Source organism: Flavobacterium panacis (assembly GCF_024649945.1).
Lineage (GTDB): Bacteria > Bacteroidota > Bacteroidia > Flavobacteriales > Flavobacteriaceae > Flavobacterium > Flavobacterium panacis.
The window spans coordinates 212,754-229,836 of sequence record NZ_JANKMS010000004.1 but is presented as its reverse complement, the minus strand read 5'-3'; the positions used below and the strand labels follow the sequence as shown (position 1 = coordinate 229,836).

Genomic DNA, 17,083 nt, shown 5'->3' with positions numbered 1-17,083 from the left:
TTATTTATCTTTAAACCTCCCTCATCTAAACTCAGATTTGTAAATCTGAACAACCTGACCATCTAAATTTTTAAGTTATGAAATGGTTTGTCAATTTAGGAATTCAATTTAAAAGTAAGTTTCCAGAGCAAAATCACGAACAGGAAACCGCTGATCTCGAAAAAGGGAAACAGCTTTTTCTGTCAAGTAAATTTGATGAAGCTTTGTATCATCTTGATAATGCTGTAAATTCAGGTTTTAACAGTACTGTTTATGAATTAAGGGCGAGATGTTTTCAAAAACTAAATTATCATTACAAAGCTATTGAAGACTTCGATAAAGTGATTGAAGATAATCCGTTGGAGTTTTCATATTATTATAGTCGCGCCATCTCAAAAAATGCAATTTCTGATCTTAGCGGCCAGATTGAAGACCTTCAGAATTGCATTTATTATTACAAGAAAAATAAAAATATAGAAAACCATATTTTAAAAAATCTCGAAACAGATCTTAAAATAGCCGGAAACTATGTTGAAGGCGTAAAAAACACTATTACTTCTATTCATAATATTTCTTACCTCGAAATAAAAAATCTGATTAACGAATGCCTTGTACAGATAAAAAAGATAAAACCTCGTACTAGAAGGTTTAAAACATTAAAAACAACAGAATCTATAAAATCTTAAATAAGCTCAAAAAAAAAAAAACAAGAGCCAAAGACCCTTGTTTTTTTTGAGATAAAACTCTTTTTATTTTTATTCTTCTGTTAGTAATAAACAGAAAGCATTATTTTTGAATTAGAACCTTCAATGATTTTGTCAAGTCTTTTAAAGAATGCTTCACTTACCATTGGACAACCGTGACTGTTGATGATGTAGTATTCTTTTTCATCATCTGGAACTTCTTTATAACAATGTAATACGATAGCTCTTTTTAGCGCATTGTTATTTGTTTGGTCCATACCGCTTAATCGGTAAGCTTTTCCGAAAACCCCTTTGTAAGCTTTCTCTATGCCATAACGACCTAATGCAGTACAATTTGAATTTGGAGCATTACTGAATTGTAAAATATCTCCTTTGATACCAGTTTCAGAACCTGAACCATGAGCTACAAGTCCCTGATCTATAATTTTTTCATTTTCAAGATCGTAAACAAAAAAACGGTTCTTTCCTGATTTAATCTTCATATCTACAAGGAAAGCAATTTTCTTGCTATAACCATGATTTGTAGAGATATAAGATTTTATCTCGCTTACATGTTCTTTAAGTCTTGCGAATTCAATTTCATTTAAAACTTCCTTTTTGTTCGTTATGTTGTAGGTTGTAAACGAACTTAAAGAAAAAAGCAGTGCTACAAAAAATATTCTCATAAGCAGGCTAAAAATTAAAAGTTAAAATCAGATTTGGGTGCTATGTCAAAAATAACATCATTATTTGTGTTTTATTTTGACCTTGCAAAATTATGCACAAATTTTACACAATTCCCATGTTTGGTGTGTTAAATATATTATAAATATTTGATTTAATGAAGCTTAGGTCATTTTTTTTCTTTAAAAAATCTAGATTTAAAATTTCATTCAGACTTAAAAACGAAAGAATTCGCAATAAATTCTCCGTCAGCATCTATAATGATAATGAATCATTAGAATTTTAAGAAATACACCCTTTATCCTGTATTATAAAAATAAAAGCTAAAATTATGTCGAATACGCTCAAAAAAGACCTTTAAAATCTATTTTGAAGCTGAAATCGTATACGTACTTCCTTTTTTACTTTCAAATACTGCTGTATAACCTATAGATGATTTTTTACTTTTAATATTCAATTTTTCAATTACAAATGGTTCTGCAGATCGAACTGCACAAGTTCCTCCATTATTTGATACAATCTTAGCCTGACTCATTTTACCAGAATTCCATTTTATGTCTACAGTAAAATTACCTTTGGCATTAATTCCCTTAATTTCACCATCTGACCATGCATCTGGCAACGCAGGGAGTAAATGTATTTCTTTGTTCTGGCTTTGCATTAACATTTCGATTACACCAGCAGTTCCTGCAAAATTTCCATCGATCTGAAAAGGCGGATGCGCATCAAAAAGATTTGGATAACAACCACCGTGTCTATTGTATTCTGTATTATTTTCTTTAGTCAGTCTTAATTGATTTTTGAATAATCTGTACGCATGATTTCCATCCAAAAGTCTTGCCCACATATTTACTTTCCATGCCAAACTCCAACCTGTTCCGTCATCACCACGAAGTTCGAGTGTTTTCTTTGCAGCAGCAGCTAATTCTGGCGTTTTAAGTGGCGAAATTAAATTGGCTGGATGTAAAGCATACAAATGAGAAGTATGTCTGTGATGTGGATCTTCTTCTTCAAAATCTTTGTACCATTCCAACAACTGTCCTTTATTTCCAATTTGAAATGGTAATAATTCTTGTTCAGCTTTGGTTACAGTCTGTCTAAAATCTGCATCAATATTTAGAATTTTAGTGGCTTCAACCGTATTTTCAAATAGATCTTTTATGATTCCGATATCCATTGTTGAAGCTGTTGTAACTGTTCCTTGTTTTTTCCCATCGTAATAATACTTATTCTCAGGCGAAGTCGAAGGCATCGTTACCAAATAACCATTTTTATCTTTTTGAAGCCAATCTAAACTAAATTCAGCTGCTCCTTTTATAATTGGATATACTTTTTTAAGATACTCTTTGTCACCAGTATATTCGTAATGTTCCCATAAATGTCTGCTTAACCAGTTGGCTCCCATATACCAATTGGCCCACATTGGATCTCCTTTTCCAAAATCACCAACAGGATTAGTCATTGCCCAGATATCTGAATTATGATGCAATACCCAACCTTTGGCGTGATAATAACTTTTGGCTGTTTCTGCTCCTGTAACCGAAACATTCTTGATGAAGTCATTCAAAGGAAAAAACAATTCAGACAAATTCCCTGATTCTACAGGCCAGTAATTCATCTGTACATTAATATTTGTGGTATAATTACTGCTCCAAGGTGCACGAAGTTTCTGATTCCAGATTCCTTGTAAATTGGCTGGCGCATTGTGTGTGCGTGAACAAGAAATCAATAAATAACGTCCGTATTGAAAAAACAAAGCTTCAAGTCCAGCGTCTTTTTCTCCTTTTGCGTATTGTTCTAATCTAATATCTGTTGCAAGATTAGATTTCTTCGTTTCATTTGCATTTAATTGCAACGAAACTCTGTTGAAAAGCTTTTGAAAATCTGTAATGTGCTCTTTTAATAAAACATCATATTTCTTAGCAACAACTTTTTTAATCGGAGCTTCAGCAAATTTATGTTCGTCTTTTCCTTCGCTATCCGGACATTTATCAAATCCGTTAAAACTTGTAGCAGCTGAAACAAAAAGTAGTATTTCAGAAGCGTTTTTAATCACTAATTTGTTTCCATCAGAACTTACTTCACCATCTTTTACAATTGGTTTAATAATCAATTCAAAACGCATTCCTCTGCATCCTGTAGCATCTTCATAAACAACTGGTTCTTTGTTGTAATTAATATAACTTGGATCTGAGTGAGAAGGCGCTTTACCATTTAAAACCAGTGATTGGTTCTGTATTGATTTTTGATTTTTTAAAAGACTCGCTGCATCAATTGTAACAGAAAGTTTTTTTAACTGATCTGCCGAAAGTTTAATTACAATACATTGTGCAGGCGCTGATGCGAAGATTTCTCTTTTATAATTTATGCCTCCGACTTTAAAATTGGTTACCGCTAATCCTGTTTGTAAATCCAGATTTCTATTATATGAATCTGGTTTTTGTCCACCAAAATCCTGATTTAAAATAAGATCACCCAACGGCATAAAACTTTCGCTGTAAGGCCCTTGCATATTTTTGGTTAGAGCATATGCTTTTTCAAAATCTTCTTTTGTAAGCGCTTCTCTAATCAAAGCGAGATTCTTAAAGGCATCAGGGTTTACATTCTTTTGTACCGGTCCACCACTCCATAAAGTAGCTTCATTGAGCTGAATTAATTCAGAATCTACTCTTCCAAAAACCATTGCACCAAGTGTACCATTCCCTATTGGCAATGCTTCAGTCCATTCAACAGCGGGCTGATTGTATTGCAGTTTTAAATCTTGTGCAGCAACAGAAAATCCTGCTAATAGGAATACTAAAAAAACACTTTTTTTAAGAGAATGGTACAACATGTATATTAATTTTTGATGGAACAAAACCTGGACTGAATGCTATTTTTAAATCGTTTTCAGTTTTAAAACCGTTATTGAGTAAGCAGGAAGATTTAAATCTTGTTTTCCTTTTGTTACTTTGTATTCGCTTTGTTTTGGCGTGATTTTTTTTGGATCAGCAAATGTATTTTCATCTTGTGTACTTGCACTTGCCAATCTTATCATTGTTCCTTTTGAGCCTAACTTTGCTCCTTTCAAATCAATATTCACTTCTTGTGCTTCTGCTGCTGTGTTAACCAGTTTTACAATGATTTCTTTACTGTTTACATCTTTTACTGCTGAGGCATATAAATTATTCTGACCAATTAAAGCTTTACCATCTTTTGTAATGTTTAAAAGATCTGTTCCTTTATTAGTTGAAAATAATTGCTGAACATAATAATTCGCTGATCCGTAAGATTCTAAGTTATTAAACCAAATCATATCCGGTGTCCATTGCCACGCATCTTCGTGAGCCATTAAAGGCGCATAAGAAGTTAATTGAACAACTTCTGCATTTCTTTCTAAACCTGTCATAAAAGCAGCTTCAGAGAATGCACACTCCCAATTGTTTCTGTTATTTGGATTCGCTCCTGAAACACTTTGTGCAGCATATTCACCTGCAAATATTTTTGGACCTTTTCTATCGTAATTGTCGTAACGACCTGCATTTTCTCTAAACCATTGTGGACTCTTATAATAATGTTCGTCTACCAGTTCTGCATTCAGTTTTTTAAGTTCTGCCATAGCATAATCAAAATGTTCTCCGTCTGGCGAAGGTCCGCTTCCAGATACGATAATGATGTTCGGATATTTTGCTTTGATTGCTTTTTCGAAAACTTTATATCTTTCAATATAATCCGTTCCCCATTGCTCGTTTCCAACTCCGATAAATTTTAAATTAAATGGTTTTGGATGTCCCATATCAGAACGCATTTTTCCCCAAGTTGTCGTAACAGCGCCGTTAGCAAATTCGATCAAATCTAAAGCATCCTGAACATAAGGATCTAATTCGCTCATTGGAGCCAATTCTCCTGTATTATATTGACAAGCCATTCCACAACTTAAAATTGGAAGCGGTTCTGCCCCAATATCTTCTGAAAGCTGGAAATATTCGTAAAATCCTAATCCGAAACTTTGAAAATAATCTGGTGTTAATTTATGGTTGAATTCGACATTCCAACGGTTCATCATCGTTTTTCTATCCTCAACATTTCCAACCGATTTTTTCCATTGGTAACGATCCGCCAACGTTCTTCCTTCTACAATACAACCTCCCGGAAAACGTAAAAAACCTGGTTTTACATCATATAAAAGTTGTACAAGATCTTTTCTAAGTCCGTTTTTTCTTCCTTTCCAAGTGTCTTCAGGAAAAAGCGAAATCATATCTAAATCTATTGTTCCATTTCCTTCAAAAGTCAATTTAAGTTTTGCTTTCTTTTCGGTCTGAGTACCAACAATCTGAGCGGTATAATTCGTCCATTGATCTGATTTCGGAACAATACTCGTTTCTCCAATTACTTTTTGATCTTTATCAATTAACTGAATGATGATTTTTTTGATGGCTCCGTCATGATTTGCCGCTTTTAAAGAAAAATTATATTTAGCATCTTTCTTTACTCCCATTCCTCTAAATCCTTCATTTATCAAAGCATAGCCTTTTGCATTGTTTATTTCTACCCTGCAAAAATTAGTATTGCTTGCAGCAACGTTTACAGGCAACGCCATTCCTGATTCTTTGTTCATAGAAGACCTGCTCGATTTTGGCTGCTCCCATCCCATCAAAGGTTTTTCAAATTCAAAAGATCTGTTTTTAATCATCTCAGCATAAAGTCCGCCATCTGCAGCAAAATTGATGTCTTCAAAAAATAAACCGAACATAGTTGGCTGAATTTTAGTTATCGTTTTGGAAGCATCGACTTCTAAATTCGCTTTTTGAGCACTTGCATTAATACTACTGAATAACAGCCCTCCTATAAATAGTGTTGAAATTACATTTCTTTTCATGGTAATGTTTTTATATTGAGAATATACTTGCAATATATCAAATTATCTTTTTAAAATCTACCTTAAAAGTTGGAAAAAGTATCACACTCTAAAGGTTTATCGTGACTTTTATAAATATAAATGTTCTATGCGTTTAAATTACTTTTTAACGGCCTCATATTTATTTGGAAAAGCCGCTTCTCCATCTAAATTGACTACTTTCAAAACATCAACATTTTTGCTTTCTACCGCATATTTAAAATATTCTGGTTTGTTTTTTCCCCATTGAACAGTACAATTTTGAACTTTGATACTTTCTGCGGTGTCAAAATAAAAACCTGAAGTACTTCCTTTTACAAAACCTTCGACATTTGCAGGACGTCTGTCGTATAATCCGCCAGGAAAAGAAGTAGTTTTATCCATAAAAACACTTACGTTTTCAAAAACAATATTCTTGATTTTATCTTTAGATTCGCCGCTTACAAACACACCGTTTTCTCCTGTGCACTGGATATTAGTAAAATAAATGTTTTTGATTTCTCCCACTTTTCCTTCTGTTGCCCCTTTTGGAAAACGCCAGTTGGCATCTTTATGATTCCCTTTTGCTCTGCTGAAAGCCGTTACATAAATCGGTTCTGCTTTTCCCCACCACGTATCGGTGTTCAATTTACTTTCGATAATAATATTAGAAAAAATAACATCGCTTACGGTTCCTTCATCTCGGTTCTGAATTCCTAAAGCACGGTTGCTGTTTTTAATGATGCAATTATTGAAAACGACTTGTCTGATCGCATCCATATTTTCTGAACCAATTTTAATCGCACAACTGCTACTTGTCATGGTACAATTGGTAACCGTAATATTTTCGCAAGCGCCAAATTCTTCAAATTCTCTACGGTTTTTCAAACAGATACAATCGTCACCGCTTTCGATATAACAATCGCTGATTCTCACATTTTTAGAATGATCCAAATCGATTCCGTCACTGTTACGCACTTTCAAACTATTCAATAAAGTAATTCCGCTGATAACAACATCATTACAACCAATTAAATGAACCGTCCAATAAGCCGAATTTCCGATATGAACATCTTTGATTCTGATATTTTTTCCTCCAATAATCGTTAAAACGTGAGGTCTTGGATCTAGAACATTAAACGGTTTTAAAATATAAGCGTCATCTTCCTCTGCTCCCATGAAAGAAATCCCGTTTCCGTCTATTTTTCCGCTTCCGCTAATGGTGAAATCTTCGATGTTTTCTCCACCAATCCAAATCGTTCCTTCTCCAGGATTGGTTCTAAAAGCGCTTTTTGTATACAGTTTTTCATCTGGACTTGCCAATAATTTAGCGCCCGCTTCGATATGCAAATCCACTTTTGATTTCACATCAATTGGTCCAGATAAAAAGGTAAATGGTGCCGGAATTAAAACTCTTCCTCCTGTTTGACTGCAGGCATCAATTGCTTTTTGAATTGCTGCTGCATCATTTGTTTTTCCGTCTCCTTTTGCTCCGTATTTTTTAATGTCGTAAATCTTTTGTGCCGAAACGGTTAACGAAAGGCAGAAAATTAATAGCGTGATGATGGATTTCTTTTTCATATTTTTTAATTTTTTTATGCCACAAAGGCGCTAAGGCACTAAGTTTTCTTTTAAAGTTTTCTTGTTTCACGCAGATTTAAAAGGATTTAAGCAGATCACGCAGATATTTTATAAAAAAATCTAATTAAATCTGCTTCAATCTGCTTTATCTGCGTGAAACAAAAAAACTTTGTGTCTTAGCGCCTTTGTGGCCAACTCTCAATGAGCCGGCAATTCAAATTTATTTTGTTCTGGTTCTATTTTTCTTTTTAACGATTCGTTGTCTAGATTACTTGACAAAACATCTTTAAAAATAATCTGATCGTTTTTATCTGATGGAATATCAATTGTTTTCATTGTTAGGTTTTTAACATCATCAAAAACAAAAGCAGGGCGAAAATCTTCTTTATCCAAAATCAATTTAATGTTCTTCATTTCGATTCCGTTGACGTGGCGAACGTAAAATCCCCAAGAAGGCAATTCTCCGAACATGGTAAATTCAGGATAACCTTTGATGTTTTCTTTTACATCTTTTAATCGGCTTAACGGATGATACGCCATTCCTTTTGAAGCTCTTCCCGGACAAACGATTTCAATATTTTCTAAAGTCACGTTTTCAATAGAATGACCTGGAATTCCGGCAATAGAAGATGGAAATGGATTATGGAAATAATCTACTTCTGGTCCGCGCATATCGTAATCAATATCAGGACGGCCAAACGGAATCTGTGCTTTTACATTTTTAACCGATACATTTTTGATGTATCCTGGCTTATCTCCGTTTCTATGCCCTAAACGAATTAAAATTGCATTCCCTGTATTTACAGCGGTAATATCTGAAACTTTGATATTTTCGATTTCAGCTCCATCAACCGATTCAATCGCAACCGCCGATCTGAACGTATCAAAAACTTTGATGTTTTCGATTGTCACATTTTTGAAACTCCCATAAGAACCTGTTCCAAATTTCACTGCATTGGCACTCGATCTAATAGTGCAATTTGCAATGTAAATATTGTTATTATGCAATCCCGGCACTTCTGATTTTAAACAAATTCCATCATCAGCAGCGTTTACGTTGCAGTTTGTGATCCGAGCATTTTCACAGCCATCCAAATCAATTCCGTCATTGTTCCAATATGCTCTGCTTTCCACTTTCATAAAATCAATTACAATGTTTTTACATTCTCTGAAACACTGTGTCCAACCTGGACTATTTTTCAAGGTAATATGCTTCATGGTTATTGAATCGCATTTTACAAACGAAATCAGTTTTCCTCTTCCGTCTTCAGGACGCATTCTTCTGTAATTGTATTTTGGATCAATTCGAACTCCTGTATGATGCAAAGAATCAATTGCTAAAGCCAATTCTCTTCCTTGTCCATCTATAATTCCTTTTCCGTTTACAGCAATATTTTTAGATTCATTGGCAATAATCAAAGCTCTAATTCCCTCATATTTTGGATAATCATCTGGATTGGTACTTCCTAACAAAGTTGCTCCATCTTCAAAGAATAATTCGACATCATTTTTTAAAACAATACTTCCCGATAGAAAAGTTCCTTTAGAAAAAACAACTTTTCCGCCTTTACTTTTATTAGCTGCATCAATTGCTTTTTGAATAGCTTTTGTATTTAAAGTTTTGCCATCTCCAACTGCACCGTATTTTTTAATATCAAAAACCTTTTGCGCCGAAACGGTCATCGAAATACAGAAAATAAGTATGGCGATTATAGATTTCATTTTCATTTTATTATTTAATCTTTAATTTAATCTCTTTGCTAATTTTTTTCACGCAGATTTAAAATGATTTTAGCAGATTCCGCAGATATTTTTATAAAAAAATCCAATTAAATCTGCTAAAATCTGCCAGATCTGCGTGAAACAAAAACTTTGCGACTTCGCGCCTTTGTGGCAATTATAAAATCTTACCAGAAAACAGTATACAAAGCCACTAAAACTCCGCTGATAATAAACGAACCAACAATAAATTCTGATGACACTTTAAACATTGATTTATCAACCTCAATTTCGTGCATTTTAGATTCTACTTCAGAAACTGGTTTTGCCAAACTGATTCCAACCATTATTAAAACAATAATAAAGAAAACAATCGTCATTCGATCTAAGAAAGGATAATGTGGAAAAGCACCATCGGTCCACATTGGCAGGAATTTTAATATTGCAGCAAGAGGCACTGTTAACAATGCACCTGCCAATCCAGCAGCTGGAGTTGTTTTTTTCCAGAACATTCCCAACAAGAAAATCGCCAAAACTCCTGGTGAAAAGAACCCAACATATTCTTGAATAAATTGATACGCCTGATCTAAAGATTTTAATGCCGGAGCTACAAAAGCGGCAATTATCATACACACCACAACGCACCATCTTCCGGTACGAACCAGTTTCTTTTCTGATGCCTGTGAATTGAAATATTTTTTATAAATATCTAAAGAAAAAATAGTCGAAATACTATTGGCTTTTCCTGCCAAAGAAGCCACAATTGCTGCCGTTAAAGCCGCTAAAGCTACCCCTTTTAATCCCGCAGGAAGTAAATTCATTAAAGTTGGATACGCATGATCTGGTTTTAAAACGCCTGCTGCATCCACCATTTCCTGCTGAAACATTCCGTTTTCATGCATGACAAACATGGCGATTCCTGGTAAAACAGCAATAATTGGAACCAATAATTTTAAGAAAGCAGCAAATAAAATTCCTTTTCTCGCTGTTTTCAAATCGGCTCCTAAAGCTCTTTGAACGATGTATTGGTTACATCCCCAGTACGCTAGATTATTGATCAACATTCCGCCAACTAAAACCGACATTCCTGGTAATTCATTATAATGCGGATTTGATTCTTCTAAAATCATGTGTAAATGTCCTGGCGCTTCATCGGCAATAATAGAAAGTGCTTTTAGAATATCTTTTCCAAAACCAAACTGATCAGAAAGTAATGTTAAGGCCAAATAAGTCGTCACCAATCCGCCGAGAATTAAAACAATAACCTGAAACATATCAGTATATCCGATTACTTTCATTCCGCCTAAAGTCACGATTACAGAGAACAAACTCAAACCGATAACACAAAATTGAAAACTTACTGGCGCAATAGAAGAAATGGCCAAAGCTCCCAAATAAATAATGGAAGTAAGATTCACAAATACATAAATCAATAGCCAGATAATAGCCATAATTGTACTTACCGTTCCGCTGTATCTTTTGGCTAAAAACTGAGGCATAGTGAATATCTTATTCTTTAAATAAACAGGTAAGATAAACATCGCTACGATAATTAATGTAGCTGCCGACATCCATTCGTAAGAAGCAATCGCCAGTCCGATAGCGAAACCGGAACCGCTCATTCCGATGAAATGTTCTGCTGAAATATTGGAAGCGATTAAAGAAGCTCCAATTGCCCACCAAGTAAGCGATCCTTCGGCTAGGAAATATTCGTTAGAACTCGTTGCAGCTGTTTTTTTGCTTCTGTAAATATACATTCCATAGGCGGTTACTATGACAAAGTAGATAAAGAAAACAATGTAATCTGCGGTTTGTAATACATTCATAATTGTGTGGTTATTGTGTGGTTAGATAGTAAAATGTATTTTTTGAGAATTGTTTAAACACATAGAAACATAGCTTTAGAAATCTTTAAAAGGCATTTCATTTGCTTAAATGTACATAGCTATGTGTTAGAAACTAGTTTCTTTTTATTCTCTTTTTCTTTTAATCATAAAATCTATGTTTCTATGTGTTAAAAAAATCTACGGTTCCTTCTAAATTTTTAGAAACCATTTCTTTTTATATAAAAAGTACAGTAAAATAAGCTGTACGACGGTAACGGATAATGCAGCAAAAAATGGCTGCCAATCAATCGGCGTAAAATTGATAAGTCCGCCGAAAACATAATCTGCGGTGTGTTTAAAATCGACTAAACCTTCTGCAGCGATATAAATTAAAATTGAATTGGAACCGATTAAAATCAATGGGAAAGCCCATTTTTGAAAACCAAATAAATCAATTATCACATAAAAAAAGACAAAAAATAAGATACTAAATCCGCCAACAAAACAGACAAAGGAACTCGTCCATAAATGTTTATTGATTGGAAAACTGATATCCCAAATCAAACCTGCAATGATTAAAACTACAGCGGTTAAAGTCATTAAAAGCAATTTTACATTTATTGAAAATGAAGATTTTGCTTTTAAAAATGTTCCGACAAAAACACCTAATAAAGCTGTTGAAATAGCCGGAAGAGTTGAAAATATTCCTTCTGGATCATAAACTGTACTATGTAATCTTCCTGGTAAAAGCAATCGATCAATATAACCTTCTAATGAACCTTCTTTGGTTAAAATTCCTGCTCCAAAATCCGGAACTGGAATCCATTTCATTGCAACATAATAGCCAATCAGAATACCGAAAAACCAAATTAGTTGTTTTTTAATATCAAAATTCAAATAGATAATTCCAGCAAAAAACCAAGCCAGACCGATTCTTCCCAAAACACTTGCCAGACGCGTATTATCGAAACCATCAAATCGTAATAATCCATTTACCACAAATCCGAGAACTAGTAAGATAAAAGTTCTTCTCAGCATTGATAAATATATCTTACGTTTTTCGTTGGATGGCAAATCTTTTGCCGAATTCACGCCTGCCAATTGTATTTTCTTTTCAAAAGAATACGGCATCGAAACGCCAGCAACAAACAAAAACACTGGAAAAATCATATCATAGAAGGTAATACCATTCCATTCCGCATGATGCAGTTGCGATGACATCCAAACAAAAACAGGAATTGGCGCAGCTTTGGCCAAAGCATGAACAATATGTTCGCCGCTCATGATCCAAAACATCACAAATCCGCGCAGTGCATCTAAAGAAATTAATCTTCCGCTTGTAGTGTTACTCATTTTAGTTTTTAGTTTTCGGTCTCGGTTTTCAGTTAGTTTTTTTTAGTTTTTCAGTCACAGTCGCAGTTTTCAGTTCTAATTGTGACTGAAAACCGAGACTGAAAACTAAACTTTATTTAAGTTAAAGTGGTTTAATGATAAATCCGTAGCTGTATTCGCTTTGGGTTAAAGTGTATTGTTCATGAGGCGGTAATCCCCAGCTGTTGTCACCTCCTAATCCGCGTTGGGTTAAGTCGACACAAACTACAACTTCATTTCTTGGAGTAATATCGCTGGAGTGAATGTTCTTTTTGGAAATTCCTCCATCAAAATCACTCGGATAATTATTCAAAGTACTCATACCTAAAGGCTGCAGACCTTTTATTTCCAAGCCATTTCCTTTATTGCTTGACAATTTAAACCAGCGTATATCCGTCTTGTATCCATTTTCTTGTGGGCGTGTATAAGGCACATATTGGTCTGCAACTTTACTAGTATAAATTCCTTTTAGAGATGATGTTTTTCTGTCTGGATAATTTTCTAATGGTCCTCTTCCGTAATAATCTAAATTTTCTAATGTATTTTTTAAAGTGAAAATCATTCCGAAACGCGGTAATTCTGGTACCGGATTATTTCCTTTTTTATAAGAAGCTTGAATTTCTAAAGCACCGTCATTTCCTAATGCGTATTTGATCGTATAATCGGAACTAACATCATTCAATTTTAATTTTGCAACGATGTATTTCTTGCCGTTTTCTTCTGTTTGCTGAATGCTTTCTAACGAAGTGTTTTTTCCAGCTGTTCTCCAAACATTGGTTCTAATCTGCATTTTGTTTCCAATGTCATTATCAGTTGGTGCTCTCCAGAAATTAGGTTCCGGATATTGTTTGAAATATTCTTCCCCTTTTAAACTGTAATACGAAATCAATCCCGTTTTTTTGCTGATGTTAACCGTAACATTATCTGAACTCAATATAAATTGCTCATTTTCATCTTGAACTTTTGCTGTAGTTGCTTTATCCGCTTTTGCGAAATATTTTCCGTCTTCAATTACAAATTGCTCTTTGGCAATTTCGAAGTTCTGAGGCAATAATTCTGAACCTGTTTTGGTATTCGCAAAAACATTCAATAAATATTCGATTCCTTCTTTTGATTCTAATTTTGGTAAATCAATTTTAAATTGTTTTTTAGATTTTGGATCTAAAGCAACATTCAAAGTTCCTTCTTTAATCACTTTTCCATTTTCTAAAACTTCATATCTAAAATTGTATTTATTGAGATTCGTAAATCCAAAATCGTTATTGATTTCAATGATTCCGTTTTTAATATCTATCGCTTTGAACAAGATATTCTGATAGACTTTCTTCACTTCAAAAGCACCTGGATGTGGTGTTCTATCGGCATAAACCAAACCATTGTGACAGAAGTTTTCATCATTTAAATAATTCTGACTTCCCATATCACCACCATAAGCCCAGTATTCTCTACCCGCATCATCTTTTCTTTTGTATCCTTGATCAACCCAGTCCCAGATAAATCCGCCTTGCATGTTTTTGCTTCCGCGAATGATATCCCAGTATTCTTGAAAATTTCCACTGCTGTTTCCCATTGCATGCGAATACTCACACATGATATACGGACGACTCACTTCCTTTCTTGCCGCATATTCTTTCATGTATTCAATCGTTGGATACATTGGGCAAACGATATCTGTGTTTTCGTTTTCTTTGGCTTGTTCAAACTGAACTAATCTTGTATTATCTCTCTTTTTGATCCATTTGTAAGCATCGTGAAAAACAGGTCCATTGGCACTTTCGTTACCTAACGACCAGATAATGACAGATGGCATATTTTTATCTCTTTCAACCAAACTATAAATTCTGTCCAAATGTGCTTCTCTCCATTCTGGAAGATAACCTGGATTCGTTTTTGGATTCATCCAAATTAGAGGCTGTCCTTCTACTCCCATTCCATGGCTTTCGATATTGGCTTCATCTACCAAAAACAAACCGTATTTGTTACACAGTTTTACCCATAAAATATTGTTCGGATAATGACTGCAGCGAACTGAATTGATATTCAGTTGTTTCATCATTTTGATGTCTTTCATCATCGTCGCTTCGTCCTGATAATGTCCCGTTTCTGGATTATGTTCATGAATATTAACGCCATGAACCATTAATCGAACTCCGTTTACCAATAATTGACTTCCTTTTAATTCTACTTTTCTGAATCCGATTTGCGTTCCAACGGTCTCTACGATTTCTCCTTTTGCATTTTTTAAAGTCAAAATCAACGTGTACAAATTAGGCGCCTCACTGCTCCATAATTTTGGACTCGATACATTTTGAGCAAAATTTAAAGTTTGAATTTTTGAAGCTTCTATATTGACATTCAATTCTTTTACAAATACATTTTTTCCAGAAGCATCAACTAGTTTTGCAACTAATTTTTGATTGTTAACCGGAGTTGAAGTCAGATTTTTTAAACTTACATCCACATTCAAACTTCCGTTTTTGTATTTCGCATCTAAATCTGGTTTGGCAAAAAAGTCTGAAATGCGAACATTATTTGTGCTATACAAATACACATTTCTGTCAATTCCAGAAAGTCGCCACATGTCCTGATCTTCCAAATAAGAACCATCGCTCCATCTGTATACTTCTATTGCTACATTGTTTTTTCCAGGTTTTAGATATTTAGAAATATCAAATTCTGCTGGACTTTTAGTGTTTTCAGTATAACCTACTTTTTGTCCATTCACCCAAATATACATGGCAGAAGTTCCTGCTTCAAAATGCAGAAAAACATGTCGGCCGTTCCAGTTTTCTGGCAGCACAAAATCTCTTTTATAAGACCCAACCGGATTGTCCCAATGATTGATAAAAGGCGGATTTTTTTCGAAAGGATATGTAATATTGGTATAAATAGGCACGCCGTAACCATTTAGTTCCCAATTCGAAGGCACTTGAAGTTCTTTCCAATGCAACGTACTGAAATCCGTTTTATAAAAATCCTTCGGACGCTCGTCTGGTGTTGGTGACCAAGAAAATTTCCATTTTCCATTTAAAGAAAAATACCAAGGTGAATTCTCGTATTTATCTATTATAACAGAATTTTCATCTGCATAAGGAAGAAAAGCAGCGCGAGCCGGTTCTCTGTTGATTTGAAAAACCTCTGGATTTTCCCAATCATTACGGTCTTTTTCTTGAGCCGAAACAACTGCAACGCAAAGTTGCAATAGGCTTATAAAAAATATTTTGGTTTTGGTGGTCTGCATTATTTTGGTTTTAGATAGCTGGCAATTATTTTTTAACACATAGAAACATAGTTTTTCTTTGTAGAAAAAGGCATTTCATTTCATTACAAAAAACATAGCTATGTGTGGGAAACTAGTTTCTTTTAATTAGTACTCTTACATTCAAAAAAAAATCTATGTTTCTATGTGTTGATATAAACTTTTAAAACTTCAACTTCTCAGGCAAATATTTAGCAACTAATTCTTTATAATAAGGAAGTAATGCTTGTACATCTGGTTTAACGGGAGCTTTTGTATATAAATCGTATGGATTGAATTTTCTAACCCAGTCAAACATTTCAATGTCTTTTTCATTCATTAAATGTAAATACGCATTTTCTTTATGCTGTGAATAAAATGAATGGTAACGAATCATGTATAAAGCTGGATCTGGAAGATAATCTTTCATAATCTGATACAAATATTCGTCGTGTCCCCAGCTCATTTTTACCTTATCCAATCCACAGTTTTCGGTGTAAACCCCAAATTTAGTATTGAATCTTTCATCTGTAAAATCTGGATTTTCTTTAAAAAATTCTGAATAGACAATTTTATCTGAGTACGCACATCCAACTGGGAATGTATCTCCCACAACTGCCCATTGCGGTTCTCCAAAAAGACATAAAACTTTGCCTAAATCATGGATAAATCCTGTCAATACAAACCAATCTGGATGACCGTCTGCACGAATCGCCTCTGAAGTCTGTAAAAGGTGCTGTGTTTGATCTAAATCAATATCTGGGTCGCTGTCGTCTACAAGTGTGTTTAAAAACTCAACAGCTTCCCAGATTGACATTTCTTTTCTATTAAATTGCAAAAATTCCTGTTCTTTATTGCAAACGAAGTCGTAAGTTTGATAGGTGTGGTTTATCCTGTAAAACTCTTTAACCGTTTCTACTCTTTCCGAATCGACATAATTTCTGAATTCTTCTTTCTGCTTTTCTTTTACCTCTTCATTTTCTTCAGAAGGATCAGGATAGCGCATTAACAAATCATCTTCCCACTCATCTAAATTATTCAACGGATTGTCTGTGTCTATATGCTTTTTCATAATGGTAAATAGTTAAAAGTTACAAGACAAAAATAGAATTACATCTCTTTTTCAAAATGGATTAATACATCAAAA

The 17,083-nt window shown here is 34.1% G+C and carries 10 protein-coding genes; 1 reads left to right on the top strand and 9 read right to left on the bottom strand.

Translation table 11 applies throughout. The features are described from left to right. Positions 1–77: 77 nt before the first annotated feature. Positions 78–665 (top strand): tetratricopeptide repeat protein, encoded by a 588-nt coding sequence (locus NQQ59_RS11065; RefSeq protein ID WP_144219196.1) that lies wholly within the window; start codon positions 78–80, stop codon positions 663–665. Positions 666–745: 80 nt separating this feature from the next. Here the strand turns inward: NQQ59_RS11065 and NQQ59_RS11060 are convergent, their stop codons facing one another. The 9 genes from NQQ59_RS11060 to NQQ59_RS11020 all read right to left on the bottom strand — a co-directional run bounded on the left by NQQ59_RS11060 (position 746) and on the right by NQQ59_RS11020 (position 17,008). Then, the gene (locus NQQ59_RS11060; RefSeq protein WP_144219195.1) at positions 746–1,348 is read right to left on the bottom strand and encodes a murein L,D-transpeptidase catalytic domain-containing protein; all 603 of its coding nucleotides are present in this window, start codon (positions 1,346–1,348) and stop codon (positions 746–748) included. A 362-nt stretch (positions 1,349–1,710) separates the two neighbouring features. Beyond that, complete coding sequence (locus NQQ59_RS11055) at positions 1,711–4,179, bottom strand: glycoside hydrolase family 95 protein (RefSeq protein WP_144219194.1); 2,469 nt, start codon at positions 4,177–4,179, stop codon at positions 1,711–1,713. Positions 4,180–4,224: 45 nt separating this feature from the next. Continuing rightward, positions 4,225–6,204 carry an alpha-L-arabinofuranosidase C-terminal domain-containing protein gene (locus NQQ59_RS11050; protein WP_144219193.1) on the bottom strand — a complete coding sequence of 660 codons (1,980 nt, stop codon included), beginning with the start codon at positions 6,202–6,204 and terminating at the stop codon, positions 4,225–4,227. A 138-nt stretch (positions 6,205–6,342) separates the two neighbouring features. Continuing rightward, positions 6,343–7,782 (bottom strand): glycoside hydrolase family 28 protein, encoded by a 1,440-nt coding sequence (locus NQQ59_RS11045; protein ID WP_144219192.1) that lies wholly within the window; start codon positions 7,780–7,782, stop codon positions 6,343–6,345. A gap of 198 nt (positions 7,783–7,980) precedes the next feature. Next, positions 7,981–9,504, bottom strand: a complete 1,524-nt coding sequence (locus NQQ59_RS11040) for a glycoside hydrolase family 28 protein (RefSeq protein WP_257698219.1) — start codon at positions 9,502–9,504, stop codon at positions 7,981–7,983. A gap of 185 nt (positions 9,505–9,689) precedes the next feature. Continuing rightward, the gene (locus tag NQQ59_RS11035) at positions 9,690–11,327 is read right to left on the bottom strand and encodes a sodium/sugar symporter (protein ID WP_144219190.1); all 1,638 of its coding nucleotides are present in this window, start codon (positions 11,325–11,327) and stop codon (positions 9,690–9,692) included. Between the two features lie 210 nt (positions 11,328–11,537). Next, on the bottom strand, positions 11,538–12,680 hold the full coding sequence (locus tag NQQ59_RS11030) for an acyltransferase family protein (RefSeq protein WP_144219189.1): 1,143 nt from the start codon (positions 12,678–12,680) through the stop codon (positions 11,538–11,540). A gap of 121 nt (positions 12,681–12,801) precedes the next feature. Beyond that, positions 12,802–15,939 carry a glycoside hydrolase family 2 TIM barrel-domain containing protein gene (locus NQQ59_RS11025; protein ID WP_144219188.1) on the bottom strand — a complete coding sequence of 1,046 codons (3,138 nt, stop codon included), beginning with the start codon at positions 15,937–15,939 and terminating at the stop codon, positions 12,802–12,804. Between the two features lie 181 nt (positions 15,940–16,120). Further along, the gene (locus NQQ59_RS11020; RefSeq protein ID WP_144219187.1) at positions 16,121–17,008 is read right to left on the bottom strand and encodes an inositol oxygenase family protein; all 888 of its coding nucleotides are present in this window, start codon (positions 17,006–17,008) and stop codon (positions 16,121–16,123) included. Positions 17,009–17,083 lie beyond the last annotated feature (75 nt).